15 protein-coding genes are annotated in these 24,252 nt (G+C 51.2%); 1 reads left to right on the forward strand and 14 read right to left on the reverse strand.

The annotated features are described in order from the left end of the window. Positions 1-17: 17 nt before the first annotated feature. From typA to uvrB, 4 genes are all read right to left on the reverse strand, one after another. Complete coding sequence (gene typA, locus HPY52_03385) at positions 18-1,808, reverse strand: translational GTPase TypA (GenBank protein NPV79308.1); 1,791 nt, start codon at positions 1,806-1,808, stop codon at positions 18-20. Positions 1,809-2,037: 229 nt separating this feature from the next. Further along, positions 2,038-3,975, reverse strand: coding sequence for an excinuclease ABC subunit UvrC (gene uvrC, locus HPY52_03390; protein ID NPV79309.1), 1,938 nt, complete (start codon positions 3,973-3,975; stop codon positions 2,038-2,040). A gap of 12 nt (positions 3,976-3,987) precedes the next feature. Beyond that, positions 3,988-6,858 (reverse strand): excinuclease ABC subunit UvrA, encoded by a 2,871-nt coding sequence (gene uvrA / locus HPY52_03395; GenBank protein NPV79310.1) that lies wholly within the window; start codon positions 6,856-6,858, stop codon positions 3,988-3,990. Positions 6,859-6,876: 18 nt separating this feature from the next. After that, positions 6,877-8,931 carry an excinuclease ABC subunit UvrB gene (gene uvrB / locus HPY52_03400; protein NPV79311.1) on the reverse strand — a complete coding sequence of 685 codons (2,055 nt, stop codon included), beginning with the start codon at positions 8,929-8,931 and terminating at the stop codon, positions 6,877-6,879. 344 nt (positions 8,932-9,275) lie between these two features. Between uvrB and HPY52_03405 the strand changes: the two genes are divergently transcribed. Next, a complete protein-coding gene (locus tag HPY52_03405) occupies positions 9,276-9,680 on the forward strand; it encodes a nucleotidyltransferase domain-containing protein (protein NPV79312.1) in 405 nt (134 codons plus the stop codon). Between the two features lie 13 nt (positions 9,681-9,693). Here the strand turns inward: HPY52_03405 and HPY52_03410 are convergent, their stop codons facing one another. The 10 genes from HPY52_03410 to secA form a co-directional block, all read right to left on the reverse strand. Beyond that, positions 9,694-10,956, reverse strand: coding sequence for a PDZ domain-containing protein (locus HPY52_03410; protein NPV79313.1), 1,263 nt, complete (start codon positions 10,954-10,956; stop codon positions 9,694-9,696). Between the two features lie 20 nt (positions 10,957-10,976). Next, positions 10,977-12,272, reverse strand: coding sequence for a S41 family peptidase (locus HPY52_03415; protein ID NPV79314.1), 1,296 nt, complete (start codon positions 12,270-12,272; stop codon positions 10,977-10,979). A 102-nt stretch (positions 12,273-12,374) separates the two neighbouring features. After that, positions 12,375-13,625 carry a peptidoglycan DD-metalloendopeptidase family protein gene (locus tag HPY52_03420; GenBank protein ID NPV79315.1) on the reverse strand — a complete coding sequence of 417 codons (1,251 nt, stop codon included), beginning with the start codon at positions 13,623-13,625 and terminating at the stop codon, positions 12,375-12,377. A gap of 17 nt (positions 13,626-13,642) precedes the next feature. Beyond that, positions 13,643-14,521, reverse strand: a complete 879-nt coding sequence (locus HPY52_03425) for an ABC transporter permease (GenBank protein ID NPV79316.1) — start codon at positions 14,519-14,521, stop codon at positions 13,643-13,645. Next, the gene (gene ftsE, locus HPY52_03430; GenBank protein NPV79317.1) at positions 14,518-15,198 is read right to left on the reverse strand and encodes a cell division ATP-binding protein FtsE; all 681 of its coding nucleotides are present in this window, start codon (positions 15,196-15,198) and stop codon (positions 14,518-14,520) included. The genes HPY52_03425 and ftsE overlap by 4 nt, the downstream gene beginning before the upstream one ends. 291 nt (positions 15,199-15,489) lie before the next feature. Next, positions 15,490-17,487 carry a polysaccharide pyruvyl transferase CsaB gene (gene csaB, locus HPY52_03435; GenBank protein ID NPV79318.1) on the reverse strand — a complete coding sequence of 666 codons (1,998 nt, stop codon included), beginning with the start codon at positions 17,485-17,487 and terminating at the stop codon, positions 15,490-15,492. A gap of 4 nt (positions 17,488-17,491) precedes the next feature. Then, the gene (locus HPY52_03440; GenBank protein ID NPV79319.1) at positions 17,492-19,552 is read right to left on the reverse strand and encodes a hypothetical protein; all 2,061 of its coding nucleotides are present in this window, start codon (positions 19,550-19,552) and stop codon (positions 17,492-17,494) included. Beyond that, positions 19,552-20,304: a DUF2993 domain-containing protein gene (locus HPY52_03445; protein ID NPV79320.1), complete on the reverse strand. Its 753-nt coding sequence runs from the start codon at positions 20,302-20,304 to the stop codon at positions 19,552-19,554. Before HPY52_03445 ends, HPY52_03440 begins: the two co-directional genes overlap by 1 nt. Further along, positions 20,267-21,401, reverse strand: a protein-coding gene (prfB, locus tag HPY52_03450) for a peptide chain release factor 2 (GenBank protein NPV79321.1) whose coding sequence is annotated in 2 segments (ribosomal slippage) — positions 20,267-21,331 and positions 21,333-21,401 — 1,134 coding nt in all. Because the reading frame shifts where the segments join, the coding sequence is not laid out codon by codon here. The genes HPY52_03445 and prfB overlap by 38 nt, the downstream gene beginning before the upstream one ends. 56 nt (positions 21,402-21,457) lie before the next feature. Further along, positions 21,458-24,145 carry a preprotein translocase subunit SecA gene (gene secA, locus HPY52_03455; protein NPV79322.1) on the reverse strand — a complete coding sequence of 896 codons (2,688 nt, stop codon included), beginning with the start codon at positions 24,143-24,145 and terminating at the stop codon, positions 21,458-21,460. Positions 24,146-24,252 lie beyond the last annotated feature (107 nt).

Raw genomic sequence — 24,252 nt, forward strand, 5'->3', positions numbered from 1 at the left:
AAACAACAGGTATTTACTTATGGTATTTGCCGTTTACGCATCCTCAAAGAAAGTGGCGTAACCTCAAGAAGCTCATCTTCCGAGATGAATTCTATGCACTGCTCGAGGCTCATTTCCCGGGGAGGAGTCAACTTCACAGCAATATCTGCAGTGGAGCTTCGCATATTGGTGAGTCGCTTTCTCTTGCACACATTGACCAAAATATCGTCTCTGCGCGCATTTTCGCCAACGATCATTCCTCTATAAACACTTATTCCAGGTCCGACGAAGAGATCGCCTCGTTCCTGCGCGTTTTCGAGCCCATAGGCCGCGGTTTCGCCGGTTTCTGAGGCAACCAAGGCGCCGCGAGAACGTATTTCTATTTCCCCGCTCCATGGCGCATAATGGTGGAAAGAATGGTACATGATTCCAAGTCCTTTGGTTTCTGTTAGAAACTCCGAACGCAACCCAAATATGCCACGTGTTGGCAAATGAAATATTAAAAGCACACGACTATCAGAGCGATTATTCATGTTTACAAGGTTCCCCTTACGCCGGCCAAGAAGCTCCATCACGACTCCGACATAGTCGCCTGGCACGTCTATAACCAACTCCTCTACCGGTTCATGGGTGACCCCATTGATTTCCTTGGTGACAACCCTCGGCCTAGAGACTTCGAATTCATACCCTTCTCTGCGCATAGTTTCAATCAGTATGGAAAGGTGAAGCTCTCCCCTACCATAGACAGTAAAGGCATCAGGCGAGTCAGTCTCCTCGACACGCAAACTCACATTAGATTCAAGCTCACGCCATAATCGTTCGCGAAGATGCCGGGAAGTGACGAACTGACCTTCGCGCCCGGCAAATGGACTCTTATTCACAAGGAAAGTCATAGCAACCGTAGGCTCATCAATTTTCACGAATTCAACGGGAACTGGATTATCAGGGTCTACTATGCTATCAGCCACATTCACATGGTCAAGCCCGGATACCACCACTATTTCTCCGACACCCGCCTCCTCGACCGGCACCTTCTTAAGTCCGTCGAAGACTGCAAGTCCGCTTACATATTGATGTTCCATCGTATCTTCCTGGGAATGACTTGAGATTATTGCAACTCTTTGCTTTGCCTTTATTGTCCCGTTCACTATCCGGCCTATGGCTTGTCGTCCTACATATGGATCATAGTCGATCATGGCCACGCCAAGCTGGAGAGGTTTTGCGTCATCACCTTCAGGGGCCGGGATGTGGTTTATGATGGCTTCAAAAAGAGAAATAAGATCCTTTCCTTCACTGTCAGGCGAAAGCGATGCCACACCTTTCGTGGCGGTAGTATAGATCACTGGAAACTCAAGTTGCTCATCAGAGGCGTCAAGCTCTATAAATAGATCCATGACCTCATCGAGCACCTCAAGCGGACGGGCGTTGGGCCTGTCCATCTTATTTATGACCACGATGAGTTTGAGGCCGGCCTCCATCGCCTTCCGCAACACAAAGCGCGTCTGGGGCATCGGGCCCTCGAAGGCATCTACCAGAAGTAACGCGCCATCTACCATCTGCATCACGCGCTCCACTTCGCCACCAAAATCCACATGCCCCGGAGTATCCACGATATTGATCCTGTGTCCCTTATAAAAGACTGCAGTATTCTTGGACATTATGGTTATGCCGCGCTCTCGCTCGAGGGCGTTACGATCAAGGATCCTTTCCTCAACAACCTGTCCCTCGCGAAAAACCCCGCTTTGCTTGAGCATCCCATCCACAAGAGTCGTCTTGCCATGATCAACGTGGGCAATTATAGCTATATTTCTAATAAGGTCTTTTTCCATAATTGTAGCTGCAGGGTCGTATGCCAGATCACACCTGTCGAACCGCCTGCCAAATCTCGTCGACACCTCGAATACTAGTATTGCTATATGACCGCAGATAATGATAGACCAGGCGAAGGAAAATGTAAACCCCTTCTCAGAACAAAACTGTCCATTCGAGGTTGAGGGTCTGGGTTTGACCTTCCTTGAATTGGGGTGGGCTTACATCCGGCCGTAGTCGGGAAGGTATTCAAGCGGTGGGCGGGGAGGCATTCAGATAATTCGCAACAGCCTCAGCCACTTTTCTATTCATGCCCGGGACTGTCATCAGGTCATCCAGGGCGGCAGCGCGGATACCTTCCACTGACCCAAATCTGGTGAGAAGGCGCTTGAGTCTCTTTGCCCCAACGCCAGGTATTTCCAAGAGAGAAGACTCTATTCCTTCCTTCTCTCGCAGCTTGCGGTGGTAGCTCACTGCAAACCTGTGAGCCTCATCCCTCACACGCTGCAAGAGAAAGAGGGCCTTCGAATTTGCCGGAAGCCTGATCGGGTCAGATCGGTCAGGAAGATATATTTCCTCAAATTCCTTTGCAAGCCCAGCAATTGGAATATGATGGAATCCTGCCGAATTCAGCGCTTCCACGGCATAGCTCAGTTGTCCCTTGCCCCCATCAATCAAAATGAGGTCGGGAAGCCTGGCAAATCCGGATTTTGGACGACCTGTTCCCCCCGATAGGTCGGCGTCAGTCATGGATGAATCTACAGCATCCACGTCAGCGGGCTCAGCCAGCCCGGCATTGGACGAAGAATTTCCTGCACATTTACGGGCACGCGCAAGGCGCCTTGTCAAGACCTCTTTCATCATAGCGAAATCATCAGGGCCTGCCACTGTCTTGATCCTAAAGCGACGGTATTCAGACCTGGCCGGCCGGCCATTCTCGAACACAACCATGGAACCCACGGCTTTTCTTCCCTGGATGTTGGATATATCATAGGCTTCTATTCTGATAGGAGGAGACGGAAGACCAATCGCAAGCTGCAGTTCCAGCACCGCCCTTTCCTCCATGCTCTGCCGCGCAGCATCCTGCCGGAGCGCGTTCTGCAAAGTTATTTCAGCATTCTCAGCCGCCATATCGACCAGCGCCTTCTTATCCCCTCTCTTGGGCACTACCAGCTTTGCGGATGACAGCCATCTAGCGATAGCTTCATGGTCTTCAACCTCATGTTGCAGCAGGATCAAAGGAGGTATCCATGAGGCGGAACCATAGTATTGTTTTATGAAAGACCCGATGATCTCTCCGTCACTCGAATCCCCCGTATTCTCCAATATGAAATGCTTGTTGCCCACGAGTTTCCCTGCCCGGACCTGGAAGACCTGCGCTATAGCGAGATCTCCCTCCCTCGCCATGGCCACGACATCTTCATCCACCGGCGAAATGGAGACCACCTTTTGCTTCTCCATTATCCTCTCAATATTGAAAATCCTGTCCCTCAGAACCGCCGCGCGCTCAAAATCCAGGAGAGTAGCAGCAGCCTGCATCTCTTTCCGCATCGAGCGAAGCAGTTCTTCTTGCCTTCCTTCCAGGAATAGGCATATCTGGTCGATCAATTGGCGATAGGCTTCCCTGGTGATATTCCCCGAACAAGGTGCAAGACACCTTCCAATGTGATGGTTCAAGCAAGGCCTGGAATTCGGACCCTGCCCTGAACTACCACCCTCCTGGATATCCCGTTTGCAGCCTCTAACCGGGAAGAACCGTTTCAAGAAAGCCAGGGTTTCCCGCAAAGCCCCGCTGTCAGTATATGGGCCGAAATACCTGGATCCGTCATCCACAACCCGTCTTGTGATGAAAATCCGAGGAAAAGGCTCGGCCATGGTCACCTTGACATACGGATATGTCTTATCATCCCTCAAGCGAATGTTAAACCAGGGATGATGCTTCTTTATCAAGGTGTTTTCAAGGATGAGAGCCTCGACTTCTGAATCTGTCACAATATACTCGATATCGCGAATCGCAGACACCATGACCCTGGTCTTTTGAGAAAGCCCTGACGGGTCATGAAAGTACGAGCGGACCCGCGATCTCAGCGAGACCGCCTTACCTACGTAGATTATCTCGCCATTCTGGTCCTTCATAAGGTAAACTCCCGGGCGATCCGGGAGATTCTTGAGGATATCCTCGATCATGGCCTTAGACATCTATCTCCCAGCACAATATAATCTCGCTTCATCGCCTTGTTCTTCGAGATGAAGCATCTGCCTCAAAAACTGGCCTGTATATGACTCAGGAACCATGGCGACCTCTTCTGGTGTGCCGGTCGCGACCACTGTTCCTCCCCGTTCTCCGCCTTCAGGCCCCAGGTCGATGATATAATCAGCCGTCTTTATCACATCCAGATTATGCTCGATGACGACCACTGTGTCACCTGCATCAACCAGTCGCTGGAGGACCCCCAGGAGCTTTTCCACATCAGCGAAATGCAGGCCTGTTGTAGGTTCATCGAGGATATAAAGAGTCCTCCCGTTGCTCCTCCTTGAAAGCTCAGTTGCGAGCTTTACCCTCTGGGCCTCTCCTCCCGATAGAGTCGTGGCAGGCTGGCCCAGCTTTATATATCCAAGCCCGACATCATTCAATGTCGCTAGCTTGCGCTGGATTTTTGGGATATTGCGGAAGAACTCAAGCGCTTCCTCAACCCTCATATCCAGGACTTCCGCGATATTCTTGCCTTTATACCTTACTTCAAGAGTCTCCCGGTTATATCTCTTCCCCTTACAGACATCGCATGGGACATAGACATCCGGGAGGAAATGCATCTCTATCTTTATGATACCATCACCATGGCATGCCTCGCATCTTCCGCCTTTGACATTGAAGCTAAAACGTCCAGCTGTATATCCCCTGATCTTGGCCTCAGGGGTCTGGGCAAAGGTCTCCCTGATAGGATCAAAGGCCCCGGTATAAGTGGCTGGATTGGATCTGGGAGTCCTCCCTATCGGGGACTGGTCAACATCTATCACCCTATCAAGATGCTCAAGGCCAAGGATCGTATCGTGCTGGCCAGCCTTGGCGGTGGCTCCATTCAAATCATGAGCTAGCTTCCGGTAAAGGATTTCATTCACAAGGGTGCTCTTTCCCGAACCGGAGACTCCGGTAACGCACACAAAAACGCCCAAAGGTATGTCAACATTTATGTTCTTGAGATTATGCTCCCGTGCTCCTACGATCCTGAGCCAATTGCCAGTGGGGGCCCTCCTCCGCGAAGGGACCGCTATCTGCCTCTTCCCGCTCAAATACTGACCAGTTATGGACTCCGGACATTTCATGATCTCATCTACAGTGCCGGCAGCAACGACCTTCCCGCCTTCGCTGCCTGCCCCGGGTCCAATATCGATCACGTAGTCACTAGAACGAATCGTCTCTTCATCATGCTCAACCACTATGACCGTGTTCCCCAGGTCCCGCAAGCGCAACAGGGTATTGATCAATCTCCGGTTGTCCCTCTGATGCAGGCCTATACTTGGTTCGTCTAGAATATACAGGACGCCGACGAGGCTCGAGCCGATCTGGGTTGCCAGCCTTATGCGCTGCGCCTCTCCCCCCGCGAGGGTTCCAGCGGTCCTGTCAAGGGTCAGGTAATCCAACCCCACATCCACCAAGAATCCCAGACGTTCCCGGATTTCCTTCAATATCTGACGGGCAATTAGCTCCTCCCGTGGAGTCAATTTCAGACTGACAAAGAAATCTCTAGCATCTACAACGGTCATCCGTGTTACATCAATGATAGATTTTCCTGCTATGGTCACAGCCAGGCTCTCAGGCTTAAGTCTCGCCCCATTGCACGCAGGGCAGGGCCTGGATCCCATGAATTGCTCGATTTCCTCCCGAGCCTGGTCCGACTGCACCTCCCGGTATTTACGCTCAAGGTAGGGAATGACACCTTCATAGGTGGTTTCATACCACCGATATTCGCCCTCAAAGTTGTGATAGCGGAACCTAAACCTGCGATCGCCAGCGCCATGCAGCAGGATGTGGCGTTCTTCTTGTGACAGCTTGCCAAGGGGTTTCTTCATATCTATGCCAAATTCCCGGCATACCGCATCAACACGAGCAGCGAAGAAGTCGCTGCGCGTGCCATTCCACGATCCCCGCCATGGAACTATTCCCCCATCTTCGATGGAACGGGCATAGTCGAGGACCAGCTCAGGGTCCATCTCCCATTTACTTCCCAACCCCGCACAAACGGGGCAGGCCCCATAAGGACTATTAAATGAGAACATCCTGGGCGCAAGTTCTTCAAAGCTGATTCCGCAATCCGGACAGGCGAACTTCTCGCTGAATACAAGATCCTGGTCAGGGAGGCTGATTATGGCGATCCCGTCCCCCAGCTTCATGGCCGTTTCCACCGAATCCGCAAGCCGCGCCTCTACCTCGGGCCGCACTATCAACCTGTCCACCACAGCCTCGATCGTGTGTATCTTATAGCGCTCAAGGTTTATATCCTCTGAAAGCTCATGAATCTCGCCATTGATGCGGACTCTGACAAACCCCTGCTTGCGGATGTCTTCAAGGACTTTCTTATGTTCGCCCTTTTTCCCCCTGATGATGGGAGCGAGCACTTGTATCCGAGTCCCCTGAGGAAGCGATAGGACCTGGTCTACCACCTGTTCCGGGGTTTGCTGCGCGATGGGCCTGCCGCATTTGTGGCAATGGGGCTGCCCTATGCGAGCGAAAAGCAATCGCAGGTAGTCATATATTTCTGTGACTGTTCCCACCGTTGACCGCGGGTTGCGGCTCCCGCTCTTCTGATCAATGGAAATCGCCGGCGAAAGCCCCTCAATATAGTCGACATCTGGCTTGTCCATCTGGCCCAGAAACTGCCGGGCATATGACGACAAAGATTCCACATAGCGTCTCTGGCCCTCAGCGTAGATAGTATCAAAGGCAAGAGACGACTTGCCCGACCCGCTGACCCCTGTGATTACCACAAGCTTGTTCCTGGGGATCTCCAAATCGATGTTTTTTAGATTGTGCTGTCGCGCCCCTCGAATAATCAATTTCTCTTTGCTCATCATCTGCTCCTTGCGATTCTACTGCAGCAGCCTGTTGCGAAGCTCGCGAATTTGATCTCGTATCTCCGCGGCCCTTTCAAATTCCAGGGCCTCAGCAGCCTTCCGCATTTCGGATTCCAAGTCCTTGATGTATTTGGAAAGCTGCTTATCAGTGAGGTTCTCGGGTACCTCAACCGGTTTCTTGGCCTCACCAGGCTCTTCCTCTGCGCCCCCGGTGAACTTCGACATATCGAATATCGCTTTGCGTATAGTCTCAGGCGTGATATTGTGTTCTTCATTATACCTTATTTGAATGCGCCTGCGTCTTTCGGTCTCGTCAATAGCCCGGCGCATGGATTGGGTTATGACATCAGCGTACATTATAACCGTTCCATCAACATTTCGTGCAGCGCGCCCTATGGTCTGAATGAGCGAAGTCTCAGAGCGCAGGTACCCCTCTTTATCTGCATCAAGAATCGCTACTAGAGAAACCTCAGGAAGGTCCAACCCTTCCCTCAATAGGTTTATTCCCACAAGCACGTCGAATCTGCCCAACCTCAGATCCCTCAGGATCTGAACCCTTTCGATGGTCTCGATATCCGAATGCAGATAGCGAACCTTGACTCCCACCTCGGCCAGATAGTCAGTAAGATCCTCCGCCATTTTCTTTGTCAGTGTAGTGACGAGGACCCTCTGGCCTCTATCAGTTCGCATCCTTATTTCCTTCAAAAGATCATCGATCTGGCCCTTGGTAGGCCGCACCTCCACTTTCGGATCCACCAGGCCGGTAGGCCTGATGATCTGCTCTACGATCCTGTGACTCACCGATAATTCGTAGGGCCCAGGAGTCGCTGACACGAAAATGACCTGGTTTATATGCCTCTCAAATTCCTCAAATCGAAGAGGCCGATTATCGAAAGCGGATGGGAGCCTGAAACCATATTCGACCAGACTTTCCTTGCGCGAACGGTCTCCTGCGTACATAGCGTGCAATTGGGGAATCGTGACGTGCGACTCATCTACGAACATGAGAAAATCCTCCGGGAAATAATCGAGCAAGGTAGCCGGGGGCTCGCCGGGCGCCCTGCCGGTCAAGTGCCTCGAGTAGTTCTCGATTCCCTGGCAATACCCTACCTCCTGAAGCATCTCCAGGTCATACCTTGTCCGCATTTCAAGCCTCTGAGCCTCAAGGAGTTTCTCCTGGTCTTTCAATTCCTTTAACCGCTCCTCGAGCTCCGCCTCGATCCCAGCAATGGCCCGCTTCATTTTCTCGTCAGAGGTTATAAAATGTGTGGCCGGGAAGATGGTCACGCGGTCGAGCCTGTGCAGCACCCTGCCAGTAATGATGTCAGCCTCAACTATACGATCAATTTCATCTCCGAAAAATTCTATTCGTATGGAATTCTCCCCATATGCCGGGATGATCTCAACGGTATCTCCTCGAACCCGGAAGGTGCCGCGCACAAAGCCAATGTCATTCCTGGCATAGTGGATTCTAACCAGGTCCCGCAAGAGCTGGTCACGATCAAGTATGTCCCCTGCCGCTACAGATACAGTCATATTCTGGTAATCCTCAGGAGAACCCAAACCATATATGCAAGATACGCTAGCCACTATGATGACATCACGCCGCTCCAGCAAAGCGCTTGTGGCGGCATGCCTCAGACGGTCCAGCTCATCATTGATGGATGCGTCTTTCTCGATATAGGTATCTGTATGTGGGATATAGGCCTCGGGCTGATAGTAATCATAGTAGCTGACGAAATATTCTACAGCATTCTCCGGGAAAAACTCCTTGAACTCACTGCACAGCTGGGCCGCCAGGGTCTTATTATGAGCTATCACAAGAGTTGGCCTCTGCACAGCCTCGATTACCCCGGCCATGGTAAATGTCTTGCCGGTACCCGTAGCGCCCAGCAGCACCTGAAACCGCTCCCCGGCCTTCAGACCCTCGACAAGCTCAGCAATAGCCTTAGGCTGGTCCCCTTTGGGTGTGAATTTTGAGACTAGCTTAAATCGATTCTGAGCGCTCCTGCGGCGAGGCAGGGTGACTCTTTCTTGTGCAAATTCCCCTATCTGACCCGCGGCCTTCATGTCTGTCCTCCAAATTTAAAAGCAAAATAGCCCATGATTAAGGATACCACTATAGATCCGCGGGTTCAAGATCAAGGAGAAACACAGCTGAACATCTGATATAAGGCACCACTATATGGAATAGGGTGGTTGGCTGAGAATCTGCTTAGATGCGGCCTTCAGGTCTTGGTCACCCAACTGGTCAGGATAAACTAAGTATGATAAAATGATCCCGAGATTGCGAAATATACCCAAACTGGGGGCACAGGAGATGGATGAGCCCATATTACTTGATAAGGAGGCGATCCGGGCAGCGACATTAATTCTCGATTATGTCCGGGCGATGAAGGAGGTGTTAATTAAGGATGCACAAGGTGCTCAAGAATAGAATGAACCAGCGCGAGGAATTGATTGAATCAGCACGGAAATACATAGAAACGATTAGCGGGAAGATTGGTCCACTTTGCGCCGTCTTGATCGGGTCCGTGGCCAGAGGGGATTTTAATTTGCATAGCGACATCGACATTCTTGTCATCTCCGACCAGCTCCCGTCCCATCCCCTTGAACGTTCAAGATTCCTATATCGTTATGCCATACCACTCCTTGATGTTAAAGGTTACCTCCCGTCCGAGGTTGCTCTTCTCAAGGCACGCCGTAATCCCCTAATACTTGACGCGTTAGCCCATGGCATTCCCCTCGCCGATAATGGCTTCTGGCGCGGCATTACATCGGGGATTGATGGGGCAGGCACCCATAAACTTACACAATAAATGGCGGAGAGCTTCATTTCCTTCCGCCACGAATGCGATCTATGAGCCTCTTCAAAATCCCATCCGGCATGACTTCCATATAAAAGGTCTCGTCCGGCTCGGGGACAAAGACTATCCCGAGCTTTTCGATATCCGCGGGGAGGATCTTTGTGACTCTCTTTTCTGACCCATCAGGGCCACGGTGGATAGCTTCGATGTAATAGTGGGGAACAGGATCTCCCATTACCTTCATTATATCGGAGCTTGAGTCTACCCTTTCTCCATTGATGGACAGAATGATATCTCCTGGAGCAAAGCCTACCCTGGATGCAGGCAATCCCGGCACCACATCTAGGATCCTCACGCCCCTCACTGGCTGCGAAAAGAGCGGGGCTCTACCGAATTCCATACGCCTTCCCACCTGGATTACAGCCTCATGTCCCAGCGGAGAGAATATAGCTGCGGCGTACTTCAATAGAGGATATTTTACAGAAGCCACCGCAAGGCATAGAAGGATGAGGCTGAATAAGAGAAGATGAAAAGACGTAATCCTGCTCCGCTCGCCAGGCATGCGCGCGAGGGCGATATCCCCATATCCCAGGGCTGCAGGCAAGGCGAACATCGCATAGACCAATTCGTGTCCAGAAGGGACCGAGATCGTGGACTTTATCAACGGCCACCAGTCGGGCATCTTGATCATATCCCGCGCCATATCCTGAAGCTGTGCCAATTCGGGGGGCAAGACCATCATGGCGACTATAGGCACGGGCCAAAATCTCTGGAGCGCGAACCCTCCCATAATTTGGCCCTTTTTATCCTTCAGGAAGACAGGCACCTTATTTTCATCCCCGCCAAGCCAGATCAATATGCTTTCGATCATATGCAGCACAGCAACCAATGCCATGAGTTCCGGCACGCCTATCTTGGGGAGGCCAAAGACGAGGTTTGAAAGGGCTACGATGCCGCCGGCATAGGAGAAACAAAGAAATCGTACATCCACTAGCATGAGGAATATGGCTAATGGCCAGACATATGAGATACCTGCGCCAGTCAGCGTTACTCCAAGGAGAATGAAAATGAAACTGCCTATGATCCCTCCTGCAAACCCGTAAATAAGGGAGGAAATTGTCATTCTCATGGGTGATATAGAGGTAATTCCTAGCATCCTCTCCTGTAATTTCGCGACACGAGCATACTGCATCCCCACGAGAAAGATGACAATCCAGAAAAAGTAATTAAAGATTACGCTTGGCAGCACCATGAACATTGCCAGCAGGATCTTTCCAAAGGGAAACATTCAAGAGCCAGACCAGCGATCTATGCCGCGGGCCTAGACTTGGTCACCCCCTTATGTCCCGCCTCGATCTTCTTGAGGTGAGGCTGCTTTTCGCGTTCCTCCTGGATCTTCTTGAGGAGGACCTGCTTTGCCTTTTCGAGTTGCGTATCTTTGATCTGTTTCGGAGTGGATGAACCCCCTGAATCCGACGACTTATCTGGGACCGGCAGCTCAACATAAATATCAGGCTTGAGCCCGGTGCCGTGAATCGACCTGCCTAAAGGGGTAAGATAACGCTGCACTGTTATGGTCAATCCAGAACCGTCACTTAATGGCTGGATTATCTGAACCACTCCTTTGCCAAAGGTTTTGGTGCCCACCAGATCGGCGACCTTCAGATCCTGCAGGGCGCCGCTCAGGATCTCAGATGCGCTTGCCGAATATTCATTTACCAACACCACCATGGGGAGGGAAAATCGTTTGCCAGGGCCTGCATAGGTCGTCTGTTTCAAACCATCCCTATCTATTGTATGCACTATCGGCTTTCCTTCGGGAATGAACATCTGCGCTATTTGCACTGCCAACTCAAGGAGCCCGCCGCCATTGAATCGAAGGTCAAGTATCAAGCCCTGCATACCTTCCTTCTCCAGCTTTTCGATGGCACTTCGCATTTCCGCGGCTGTATCTTTTCCTTCAAAGTTGGCCAAAATCACATATCCTATCTTATTGTCCAGCATCTTGGCTTCGACCGGTGGAGGAGCCTTGACAGTGTCGCGTATGATTTTAAATGTAAGTGTTCCTTTTTCGCCCTTTCGTTCAACGCCAAGAATCACCTGCGTGCCCTTCTTGCCTCTCATCAAGCTTACTGCATAGTCAAGGGCCATGTCTTTTGTTGATTTTCCATCGATCGTGACTATATGATCCCCGGGTTTTAGCCCTGCCTTATACCCTGGAGTGCCTTCGAGAGGGGCGATCACCGTCAGCATATTGTCACGCAGTCCCACAGTAATACCTATACCGTCAAACTCTCCCTTCGCATCCTCCAATAAAGTCAGGAATTCTCGCGGATTCATGTATCGAGTATAGGGATCTCCTAGCGTCGCCAGCATTTCAGGAATGGAATGGTTCTTTAGATATGCCTTGACCAACTTGCCGGTGTCAACCTTATCGATATAGTACCGCTCCAGACTCAGGATCACCTCGATAGCTGTGGCATCAGAGGCCCGTCCCTGCTGGTTTTCAGCATTTTCCTTGGGCGCATGGGATTCTCCAGCCATAGTAGCTTTTAGAGAGGGAAGAGCAATACAAAGAATGACGATCACTATTGCTAGGGCCATGAGGCGAAAGCGTCTTTTCCGCCCGACCATCTTATCAACCAGGTTCATTATTGCGGTCAACACCTTTCAAACTTGACTACCGCGGCAGCCATTTCGTTTTCTCTATCTCAACCATTTCCATGGGCTCACCGGGACACCCTCCTCCCGCACCTCAAAATGCACATGAGGTCCGGTTGCAAGGCCCGTTGCTCCAACCCTCGCTATCAGCTGCCCTTTTTTCACCCAATCTCCATTAGATGCAAGTAGCACTGAATTATGCCCATATAGAGTTGAGAGCCCCCCACCATGATCAATGATCACGGTGTTACCATAGCCGCTTATCCACCCGCTGTAGATCACTGTGCCATCTGCCGCGGCCACTACGGGAGAACCCTGGGGAGCCGCTATGTCGATCCCTGAATGAAAGCGGGCCTGGTGGAGAATTGGATGCATTCTATTGCCGAAATCTGATGAAATCCTCCCTCTCACAGGCATGACAAACGCACCGGACCATTTTATCTCTACCTTACCTGACCTGGCGCGCTGATCCTGCAATTCTTTTATGACCCTGGCAAGCTGGTTGGACATAGCCTCAAGTTCATCAAGGGCCTGCTCATAATTCTTTCTCTCTCCCTGAATTCGCGCCAACACCCTGGCGCGCTCCCTGCGCTGATTTTCAAGGGTCTTATGTTCCTGAGCGATCCTTGCCTCTATCTTTTGCAGGTTCTTTCGCTTTTCCACAAGGGCAGACCTGCGTTGGTCTATCTCGGCCATCTGCACCTTGATAGACTCTGCCTCGGCGCGCACTTCACCATATATCTTCGCATCATATTCAAGACAGCGGGAGATCATATCAACACGGGTTATCAGATCAGTGAAACTGCGAGTTCCTATCAAGAGCTCCAGATAGTTCAAGGGGCCATTCATATATAATGCCCGGAGCCTGCTGCTAAATATGGACAGCCTCTTGGATAGGGCGCGTTTCTTGGATGCAAGGTCCGCCTCCGCCAATTTGAGCTGCCTCTCCGCGGCAAAGATATCCTTGCTGACAGCGTCCAGCTGCAGGTCGAGCTTTCTCAGGCTAGCCTCTGACTTGTCCAACTCCTTCTCTATTCTATCAAGCTCAGCCAGCACTCCTCTTTCTTGGTTTCTTATCTTCAGGACGAGATTTTTGGTGGCGGCAATCTTAGAGTTAACGGATTTTAATTCGCTCTGTTTCTTTGAAAGGTCATCAGCTCCAAGAGCGTTTGAAGATAAGAGGAGAACCAGTAATAGGAATATGAAGACAGGCAGAATAGACCCAAATAATGGGGTCGATTGAAAAGCCGTATCCTGAGACCTTTTCGCTGCAAACCGTATCTTTTTGGTGAACACCTTTTTCCTCCGAATCTTTATGCCTTAAGATATCTTCTTGTAAAGCCCCAGCTGGCCACCGCGCCCATCAACGCCCCTATCCCCACGAGCCCCAGGCAGGTCAATCCGATGATCAGGCGATCTGTAACGACCGGGATGAAGGGCGCTCCAGAATTAAGGTATCTAAGACATGCCTGGTAACCTGCATATAATACAAGACAGGATATGGCAGCGCCTGACATTCCGATAATTATCCCCTCCAAGATGAAAGGCCATCTGATAAACCAATCGGTTGCTCCAATCAGACGAGCTATTTCTATCTCGCGGCGACGAGAGAAAATGCTCAATCTGACTGCATTTCCTATGATAAATACCAGGAGTGATGTCATAATGGCAAAGAATGCGACTGCTATGACACCGATGAATCTGGTAGCAGCAAAAAGTGCCTCTGCGAATCCCTTGCCGTAGTTTACTGACTCCACTCCGGCAAATGCTTCAATGGTCCCTGCCAGGGAAGCTGCCTTTCTCGGATCCTTAAGTTTAATATCGATGGCATCAGGAAGGGGATTCTCTTCTAGCACATCAAACAAAAACTGTTTATCTTTCAATTGCGCCTTGAGGGCCTTTAGACCTTCATCTTTTGAGATGAAATCCAATGACTTCACCTCCGGCAAGGCCTCTAATTTAGACTGAAGATTCTTGATCTGAGATGGGCTGAGTCCATTTTTCAGGAAGACCCTTATCTCAACACGCGACACCAGAGATCGGGAAAGATAATCCAGATTCACAAAGACCAGAGCCAGTGAACCGAGGATAAAGAAAGAAGCGACTATTGTACTGAGTGACATAAGACTGATGCCGCGCCGGGCGCCCTTTAAAGCCTCAGATATGTAATAACCAAAAGTGTGGAATCTCATCCTTTATAGGCGCCCCCATCCTCGTCCCTAACTATTCGCCCGTGGTCAATCTCAACCACGCGTCTCTTCATCCTGTCTACAATAGCCTTGTTATGGGTAGCCATGATCACCGTAGTGCCATTTCGATTTATTTCCTCGAGCAATTCCATGATGCCGAAGGAGGTGTCAATATCTAGGTTGCCGGTAGGCTCATCAGCAAGCAGAATGTCAGGCCGCTTCACAATGGCCCTGGCGATCGAGACACGTTGTTGCTCTCCTCCAGACAGATTTTGCGGCAGCACCTTGGCCTTATCTTGTAACCCCACCAGGCGCAAAACATCTGACACGCGTTTCCAGATCTCGTAATTCGGTCTTTCCATCACTCTCAAAGCAAAGGCGATATTCTCAAATACTGTCTTATTGGGAAGCAGCTTGAAATCCTGAAAGATCATTCCGATCCTCCTGCGCAAGTAAGGAACTTCCCATGGTTTGAGCCGACAAATGTTCTTGCCATCTATAATCACGTGTCCCGTCGTTGGGAGTACATGACGAACTAAAAGGTTTAGGAAGGTCGTCTTCCCCGCTCCGCTGGGCCCGACAAGGAACACAAATTCTCCATCCCTGACAGAAAGATCGACATTCACCAGTGCGGCTGTCTTGTTTGGATATACTTTTGAAACTCGATTCATGCGAATCATCAGACTAACACTCCAGTTTGTCCGATTATTTTCCGATATCCACTCTCATCTGGCCCGGACCATACCTCCGGGCCCGGAGCGGCTTGCGATAGTTTCAGCCTTTTCCCTGAAGCTTTTTCCTCTAAATTGCATACTTCGATAACATGTTACAAAACCCTGCATGACCTTACTTCCAATAGATTGAAATCGCATTTGGGTGAATCCTCACCCCACTAGAAAGGATTTCGCGCCCAACTCCCGGTTGGAAGTCGAAAGCATCCAGCGCGGAATTGCCATCAACGAGTTTTTGCACTATCGCCGCGCTTCACCAGTTGACTTGTCGCGCCTCAGTCTAAGCCCCAGGCATAGCCTCAATGCCTCATGCATCATCACAGCCCACATAAATCGGGGCAGATTCCATACTCTCCGTATCCTAGCGGGCTCAGACAGGACACGATAGAGCCATTCCAGGCCAGCTCTTTGTATCCATAATGGGGCCCTCTTTTTGATCCCGGCGACCACATCGAAGGCCCCACCTACACCGATATACAGGCCAGGGGGCAATTTGCCTGCGGACCGCATCTTGTCGATCCATTTCTCCTGTTTCGGAGCGCCCATAGCCACGAAGAAGACCCTGGCGCCACTGTTCCACATGGAACATAAGACATCCTCCTCTGCATCTTCTCCTTTGAAATAACCATGATGCGCTCCTAGGACGCGAAGGCCGGGGATATTCTCCTCTAGGCGTTTTTTAGCGGATTCAACGACCTCTGGCGCGCTCCCAAGAAGATACACACCCATTCCCCACTGAGGCAGGGCATGCATGATGGAAAGCATCAAGTCATAGCCGGCTACCCTTTCTGGAACCGGCCAACCGGAAAGGCGAGCGGCCCACACGACGCCCGCGCCATCTGCAGTGACCATATCAGCTGCCCTTATGATGCGGGCAAGCTCCTGATCACCTCTGGCTAATATACATATCTCAGCATTCATGGTAACGACATGAGATACGGCATCACGCCGGGCCATCTCCCCTGCACGTTCCGTCGCCTCCCGCATATCGATGGAATCAACAGGGAAACCCAATATATAGACCGTGCCTGGCTTTCTCTTTCGCGCAGTTTCCACGGCTAGGACTGCAGATTTCCGACTTTTCTCCCGGAGCGCCAGGACCACGTCTTCACGTGGAAAGCATACATTTGCCAGCGGAAAACGCCCATTCTCTGGTTCCGCTGAACCGGGGGCGCCGCCTGGCTCTTTTCCCCGTTGGTTCAAAACAGCTGCGGCAGCATCATATATCTGTTCAGATGAGACATCATCCACTTTGAGAGGCTTACCGCAGCCCAGCTCCGCTGTTAAGGCTTCTATCTTGGGGTCATACGAAATCGCTATGAAAGGAGTGCCCGAATTCGCGGCCATTATGAGAGAGTGGAGGCGCATCCCGATGAGCAGGTCCAACTCCTGAATCTTCGCCATGACCTCTTCCGGAGATCTGCACTGGCTGACCGGCGCAGGCTTACCGCTTTTCCCCGTAATTTCAGCTGAAATTTCATGGCATATCTTGTCATCTACAGCATGATGGAATGGCATGAGAACGCAATCAGCATCAAAGTCCTTAATGAGACGACTTGCTGCCTCAGCTATGGCGCGCCTATAACGTCCAGACCCATTCCATTCCCTTGGCGCTATGCCTATCCTGAATTTCGAACCCGGCCGCCCGCCCAGCCGGTCCGGTCGCCAATCCGCCCGGATCTGAAGTTCTCTGAAATCTAGACCGAAAACAGGGTCTGCCACCACATGGATCGAAGGTCGATTGATGGCCAGGGCGTCGAGTGCCTTTCTGGATTGCTCGTCACGTACAGTGATGACATCACAGCGATTCAAGAACCTGCGCGTCACAATCTGGCTGATTCGGGACCTGAATGGCCCTATCCCCTGCGCATAGACCATTACAGGCACTCCAAGAGACAGTGCCAGCCCCACCATGCCGAGATAGTACCAAATGGAACGGAAGCTGGTCACATCTTGAAACAGGCTCCCGCCCCCACTGATGAAGAGCGAGGCTGTCTCGAGCTCCCTAGCAATGCCCCTTACGGCGTACCTGTGGATAGATCTTACTCCATATGCTCTCCGAGTATCATCAGGATCGCCAGATAATACTAGGATCTCGCAACCGGGTGACGCCTCGCGGAGATGGGAGATTATAGCCTGAAGGACACATTCATCCCCTAAATTGCCAAAGCCATAGTAACCGGATATGACGAACTTATGATCCCCCATACTCAGCCCTTTCTCCCTATCCTCTGGCATCCTTCTACCCTTCCAGTCTCAATCTTCGTGATGTGGCCTGCCGGACATTTCTTGAAAGAAACAAGTAGATGACCGAAATCACGACCCCACCAGCACAGCCTATAAAAGCTCCCCAAAAAGTCCGCATGATGGTGACAATGATGGGGGTATGCAAGTGCGAAAAGCTATTTACGAAAGACAATTGCCCTATGGTCCCTACCAGCAGAGCCACTGCCGCCAACCAGTTCTTTCGCAAGCCGTCCTTCGCGAACAACAAAGCTGCAAGGATCATGGCTGGATGCCCGATCAGAAACTCCTTCGTTCGAGGCCTTACAATAAAGATTCGTTCGAGGGTGGTCCTCATCGTCTCTTCGATCCCTGATATTGGAAGAATAAAGGAATTACCTGTCCTTCCCACATATATCACCCCGGACACCAAAACGAGCGCCGCCGCCAGGACATGCCACATAAGTATAGGCTTATTCAAAAAGTCCGCTAGCCCAAATTGCCCGCGCTCCTCTCTTTCGTAGAAGGCATCTTTCTTCCTCCACATGTAAAAGGCCACGATCAAGATGGGAAGGATATGCATGAATTTTACCCCGGCGAATTGATCCAGCTGAAGCATGAAATTCAGATTTGATAGAATGGATGCGACGATGAGCGCCCCGACGCCTGTCATAAGGCAGGCTGAGAGCCAGATAGAGATGGCGCGCACAACGGCCCCCCCGAAGGAATAGCCATCCTTTCCAACACCGAAAGGATCATTCCCGGCATGACGGCGATTTGCCCGGCAACCAGCCTCTATGACGGATATGGCTCCGAGGCTCGGGTATACGATGGCAGCGCCGAGGGCCACGATTTTGCGGGTGAGAGTAGAGGAGAAAGAAAGATATATACCTGTAAAAGCCAGAATGCCTATGCCGAATAGAAGCATTTGTGCCCATGCGGGAAGGGGATGGAATGCCTCCAATAGCAAGATACCACCCGCGAGCGCCCCAAGCGATATAGCCAACAATATGATGAAGCGCGAGTCAAAAGCAGAATAAGGCCGGGCGATCCCTATATGAAAACCCTCACCCTCCAGAGACCGGGCAATGGAACCGAAATATTCGATGTTGCCTTTCACAGGATCTATCGATGGCGGAAATTGCGTAAGAGGACGAATATAAAGGATGCGCATCCCCCTCTCACGAGCCGCCCGGATGAAGCGCTCCCTTGCCGACTCTGGCATGTATTTAGGAATCTCATTGGCTGTGATACTGTGCACCCGGATGATGTGTTCCGGGGTCATAAACCATGCAAGCTCAGCATCGCCCTGCTGCTTCGCAAACTCGATACGGCCAAAGGCGATCCCATTTGCCATTAAAACTGATGCCACATCCTTGACGTGATCGGGAAACCCTGCCACCTGAGTGCCATTGAAAAGAACGACACTGAACGGATCGAGCTGTCCGGCACGCCTTATGAAGCCTTCTATGACCTTTGGGGTTACTCCCCGAGCATTCGTAAATCTAGGGATTATCCCGAGCCCCGCGGCCTTCGCCATCTCTATTTCATCCCTGGATAAGCCTAGATTGAACCTCAGGGAGAGATTTTTCCTCTGGGCGATTTCTATTACGCCAAGCCCGTCCGATTCCCATGATTTTAGACGCTTTCCCTCGAGGCGAATCATAAGAGCGTCCTTGAGATCGTTGTATGACTCTTTATCTGCAGAGAATACATAGGTATTGGCGGCCACTATCTTGTTATTCTTGACCAACCAAGCGAGCAAAGGGTGTGCCAATCTGCCTAGCCGCTCAAACGTCATAACCTCAGAGCCACTCAACACGACCGCATCTCCCTGGTCGACAAGATCCGCCAACGTTTCTTCCGTCAATCCGAGGGAATTCACGCCAGCCCCCTTCACCTCTCGAAGGAAGGTTTGAAGGTCATAATCATTTTCCTCGCAAAACGCGCGCGCGCTATCCAAATCGAGGACCAGCTCCACAGTCCGGTTGCCGCTCTCGATGGCCGACCTCTTGAATAGTACCGAACCAGCGAACATGAGGGAGATTATGATCACGATCACCCATATATAGCGTCTCATCAAGATTTTCCTCCAAAAACATAGATGGCGCCCTGCTCTATCCGGACATCATGGATAGAAAACGGGACGGGCAATCCCTGAAGATCTATGGAAAGATCCAGATTCTTTGTGAGTTCCCTTTGTATAAACTTCGGTATGAGGTATTTCTCTACATGGGCTTTGTCTATGACAAACTTCACACGTGTCGCTCCCTCTACGGCAAAATGCCCATTGACAGACACCGTCAAAGTCTTGCCAAGGATCGGATACTCCCCAATGAGCTCAGCCTTGCCTCGTGAGAGTTCTACCCTCACGAGGCTCAGCAATCCCCCTCTTGATTTTATATACCTGTTGATATCGTCCTGATCCAACACCACCGTGACCGATGCCCGGTCAATTCTCCTCAAGTCAACCTTCTTCTTCAGGAGTGCCCTTTGTACATCAAGATCAATGTCTTGAGCATCGAGGAATATCCGTTTGATTCTCAGATCATTTAGAACCAGACGTGAAATATCCGCTGTCAGATGGTCGACATGACCGGCAAGCATGCGGACCGCAGGGAATGTCTTTATTTCAACTTGAATGGTAGCATCTCTATTGACGTTGTTCCGAAAGGCCATTTCTATGGCTCGTCCGGCCATCTGAGGCAAAAGGGCCTCAGATGCGAGACACAAGGCAAGGACGGTTGCTGCTATGGAAATCGCTATCCACCTCGCGACAGGTCCGCCAGGACCCCTATGATCCCGCCTCGGATGCTCTAAATTCAGTGCCAACGTTTTTCCTGCCTCTCAAAAACGCATCAATGAATTCGTCGATCTCTCCGTCCATTACAGCCTGTGCATTCCCCTTCTCAAGGCCGGTCCTGTGGTCCTTTACCATCGAGTATGGGTGAAATACATAAGATCTTATTTGATTGCCCCATGCGATCTCTCGTTGCTCGCCCCGGATCTCCGAAAGCTTCTTATTTTGTTCCTGCTGATGAAGCTCGAAGAGACGAGCCCGCAGAAGTTTCATCGCAGTCAGCCTATTGCTGTATTGTGAACGCTCATTCTGGCATTGAACCACAATCCCGGTCGGTATATGGGTGATCCGCACCGCAGAGTCTGTCTTATTCACATACTGGCCGCCATGGCCGCCAGCGCGATAGGTATCTATCCGTAAATCCTCAGGATTAATGTCTATCTCAATATTATCATCGATCTCGGGGATGACTTCCACAGACGCAAAAGAAGTATGACGCCGCGAATTTGCGTCAAATGGGGATATCCTAACCAGTCGGTGAATCCCCTTTTCGGCCTTCAGATAGCCATAGGCGTTTTCTCCAGATACGACTACTGTAACGCTCTTGATCCCAGCCTCATCACCTGGAAGCAGATCAACGATCTGCGTCTTGTATCCCCGGCGCTCTGCCCATCTAAGGTACATTCTGAGGAGCATGTCCGCCCAATCCTGGGATTCTGTTCCCCCGGCGCCCGGGTGTATGGTCAAAATGGCGTTGTTCCCGTCATATTCCCCTTTCAAGAGGGATGACAGCTCTAGAGCATCCACTTCTTTCGCCAGATCTCTCAGATCCTGACGGATCTCAGGCTCCAGGCTCTCATCTCCCTCTTCGATACCGAGCTGCAACAGGGTCTTCAGGTCCTCGACCCGGCGTTCAAGTCCCCTCACACGGTCTACGGATCCCTTGAGGGAGCTCATCTCCTGCAGCACCCGCTGCGCCTGGTCGCGATCGTTCCAAAAATCCGGCCGCGAAGCCACTTCTTCAAGCTCCGCGACTCTGCGCTCCTTGCCCGCGATGTCAAAGATACTCCCTCATCTCTCCTAATCTGTCCGCTATTTCCTCAACCTGAGGTTTGATTTCGCTCAACATAGCCAAACCACCTCCTGATTTTATCCTTCTTGCTCCAAATAATATAAACTCCTTGACTACGCTGTCTTACCACAGCATTTTTTGTATTTCTTACCACTGCCACATGGGCATGGATCATTTCGGCCCACCTTTTTGACATTCCGCTTTACCGGCTTCGGATGTCCCTCATCTTCATCCCTATTGGTCACGACTGCAATTCTGGGCTTCTCCACAGGATGTCTCGCAGTCTGGGCGGGATTGAACCTGAACACCCAGCGGACTGTATCCTCCCGTATACCAGCTATCATGGAATTGAACAGATCAAAAGCTTCCATCTTATATTCAATGAGCGGGTTCCTTTCGCCATAAGCCCGCAGGCCTATTCCCTCACGTAGATCATCCATGGCCTCCAGATGGTCCATCCATTTAGCATCCACGATCCTCAACATTATGAACCTCTCGAGGGCGCGCATCTCATCAGCCCCGATGAGTTTTTCCTTTTCATCATAGGCAGTTCGCGCGATCTCATAGAGGTCGGCGAGGAGACTATTACGGCCTCTGGATCTAAGCTGCTCTTCACTCATATTGAACTTGAACCCGAATACGATTTCAAGCTGATTCAAGAGCCCCTCGAGGTCCCATTCATCAGGATGAACTTTCTCGCCGGCATAGGCATCTACCAGGCCCTTGATTACCTCATGTATCATATCGAGGATCACCGGCTTAAGGTCCGTGCCTTCCAAGACACGGCGCCGCTCTTTGTATATGACTTCCCTCTGCTTGTTCATTACATCGTCATATTCAAGTACCTGTTTACGTATATCGAAGTTCCGGGCTTCAACCCGCTTCTGCGCCATTTCTATGCTACGCGACAGCCTGGGATGCTCGATGGGCACATCTTCTTCCCATCCGAGGCGCTCCATCCACTTGGTTATCATTTCTCCGCCAAAGAGGCGCATGAGGTCATCCTCGAGCGAAACATAAAACCTTGAAGACCCTGGGTCTCCCTGCCTACCCGCCCTGCCTCGAAGCTGATTATCTATGCGCCTGCTCTCGTGGCGCTCGGTGCCAATGATATGAAGCCCGCCGAGGGCCACTACCTTCTCATGTTCCGCATCCGTCTCCTTCTTGACCTCGGCCAGGATCTCCCTGTATTTTTCACGCGCCTCGAGAACTTCGGGGACATTTGATGGGCCCCGCTCCGTGGCAGCGAAGATCACCGATGGGTCATACCCCAGGCTGCGAAGCTTTTGCCTGGCGATATACTCTGGATTGCCTCCCAGGACGATATCTGTACCGCGTCCTGCCATGTTCGTGGCTATCGTAACGGCCCCAAGTCTTCCTGCCTGCGCGATTATCTCGGCCTCTTTTTCGTGGTACTTTGCGTTCAACACCTGGTGCGGCACGCCTTCCCGGCTCAAGAGGGCGCTCAGCCTTTCCGATTTCTCGATGGAAATCGTCCCAACCAGCACCGGTTGCCCTTTCTTGTGCAATTCCACGATTTCCTTTACTACTGCAGCAAACTTGGCTCGCTCCGTCTTGTATACCATGTCAGGATGATCTACTCTTATCATAGGGGCGTTGGTCGGAATCACAACCACATCCAGGCCATATATCTTCCTAAATTCTTCCTCTTCCGTGGCGGCGGTTCCAGTCATTCCAGCAAGCTTGCGATACATTCTAAAATAATTCTGGAAAGTTATAGATGCAAGGGTCTGACTCTCCCGCTCGATCCTCACATTTTCCTTAGCCTCGATCGCCTGGTGCAGCCCATCGCTGTATCTCCTCCCGAACATGAGCCTGCCTGTGAATTCATCCACGATGATGACCTTGCCATCCTTCACCACATAATCCCTGTCCCGCTTCATGAGGGCATGGGCCCTGAGCGCCTGGTTCAAGTAATGGGCAAGGTCGTTATTGGCGTCATCATACAGGTTGTCAACATTGAGCATCTTTTCGACCTTGGCAACCCCGGCCTCCGTTATGGCAACAGTCTTGGCTTTTTCATCCACGGTATAGTCTTCTTCAGGCCTCAAACGGGTGACGATCCTTGCAAATTTATAATAAAGATCAGTGGGCTTTTCAGCCTGTCCCGAGATGATGAGCGGCGTCCTGGCCTCATCAATCAAGATGCTGTCTACCTCATCAACAATGGCATAATTCAAGGATCGCTGGACCATGTCCTCCTTGCGGAGCACCATGTTATCCCTCAGGTAGTCGAAACCAAATTCGTTATTCGTCCCATAGGTGATATCGGCTGCATATGCCTCTTTTCGCCCTTCCACATCCAGGTCGTGCGTAATTACGCCTACTTTGAGTTTCAAAAACCGGTAGATGGCGCCCATCCATTCAGCATCGCGTCTGGCGAGGTAATCATTGACCGTGACCACATGAACTCCCTTGCCCTCAAGAGCATTGAGGTAAACAGGGAGCGTTGCGACAAGGGTCTTGCCTTCGCCAGTTTTCATCTCAGCGATGCGACCCTCATGGAGAACTATGCCGCCCATGAGCTGCACGTCGAAATGGCGCATTCCCAATGTACGCACTGAAGCCTCCCGCACCACGGCAAATGCCTCCGGCAGGAGATCATCAAGTGATTCGCCATTCGCCACCCTCTCCCGAAATTCATCTGTCTTCGAAACCAGCTCCTCATCAGAAAGACGGGAGATTTCCGGCTCAAGGGCGTTTATTTCCCGGACCTTTTCCTGAAGGCGAATGAGTTCTTTTCTATTAAAGTCAAAAAGGTTCTTGACGAACCCGAACATGTGCCATCACCATCCTTTCGCCATGCAGAGGCCCCTGCCTCCGGGCGTGGAGTCTATGGCCTCAAATTCTAAGACCAATCTCGACCTTTCTCATTATAACATGGAGC

The organism is Bacillota bacterium (assembly GCA_013178415.1).
Lineage (GTDB): Bacteria > Bacillota > SHA-98 > Ch115 > Ch115 > Ch115.

Excerpts from the sequence above, each read along its gene's own strand:
- HPY52_03410 (NPV79313.1), bottom strand. The coding sequence starts at position 10,956 with ATGTTTCCCTTTGGAAAGATCCTGCTGGCAATGTTCATGGTGCTGCCA.
- HPY52_03415 (NPV79314.1), bottom strand. The coding sequence starts at position 12,272 with ATGGCCCTAGCAATAGTGATCGTCATTCTTTGTATTGCTCTTCCCTCT.
- csaB (NPV79318.1), bottom strand. The coding sequence starts at position 17,487 with ATGCCAGAGGATAGGGAGAAAGGGCTGAGTATGGGGGATCATAAGTTC.
- HPY52_03440 (NPV79319.1), bottom strand. The coding sequence starts at position 19,552 with ATGAGACGCTATATATGGGTGATCGTGATCATAATCTCCCTCATGTTC.
- uvrC (NPV79309.1), bottom strand. The coding sequence starts at position 3,975 with ATGATCGAGGATATCCTCAAGAATCTCCCGGATCGCCCGGGAGTTTAC.
- ftsE (NPV79317.1), bottom strand. The coding sequence starts at position 15,198 with ATGATTCGCATGAATCGAGTTTCAAAAGTATATCCAAACAAGACAGCC.
- uvrA (NPV79310.1), bottom strand. The coding sequence starts at position 6,858 with ATGAGCAAAGAGAAATTGATTATTCGAGGGGCGCGACAGCACAATCTA.
- typA (NPV79308.1), bottom strand. The coding sequence starts at position 1,808 with ATGGAAAAAGACCTTATTAGAAATATAGCTATAATTGCCCACGTTGAT.
- uvrB (NPV79311.1), bottom strand. The coding sequence starts at position 8,931 with ATGAAGGCCGCGGGTCAGATAGGGGAATTTGCACAAGAAAGAGTCACC.
- secA (NPV79322.1), bottom strand. The coding sequence starts at position 24,145 with ATGTTCGGGTTCGTCAAGAACCTTTTTGACTTTAATAGAAAAGAACTC.
- HPY52_03405 (NPV79312.1), top strand. The coding sequence starts at position 9,276 with ATGCACAAGGTGCTCAAGAATAGAATGAACCAGCGCGAGGAATTGATT.
- HPY52_03425 (NPV79316.1), bottom strand. The coding sequence starts at position 14,521 with ATGAGATTCCACACTTTTGGTTATTACATATCTGAGGCTTTAAAGGGC.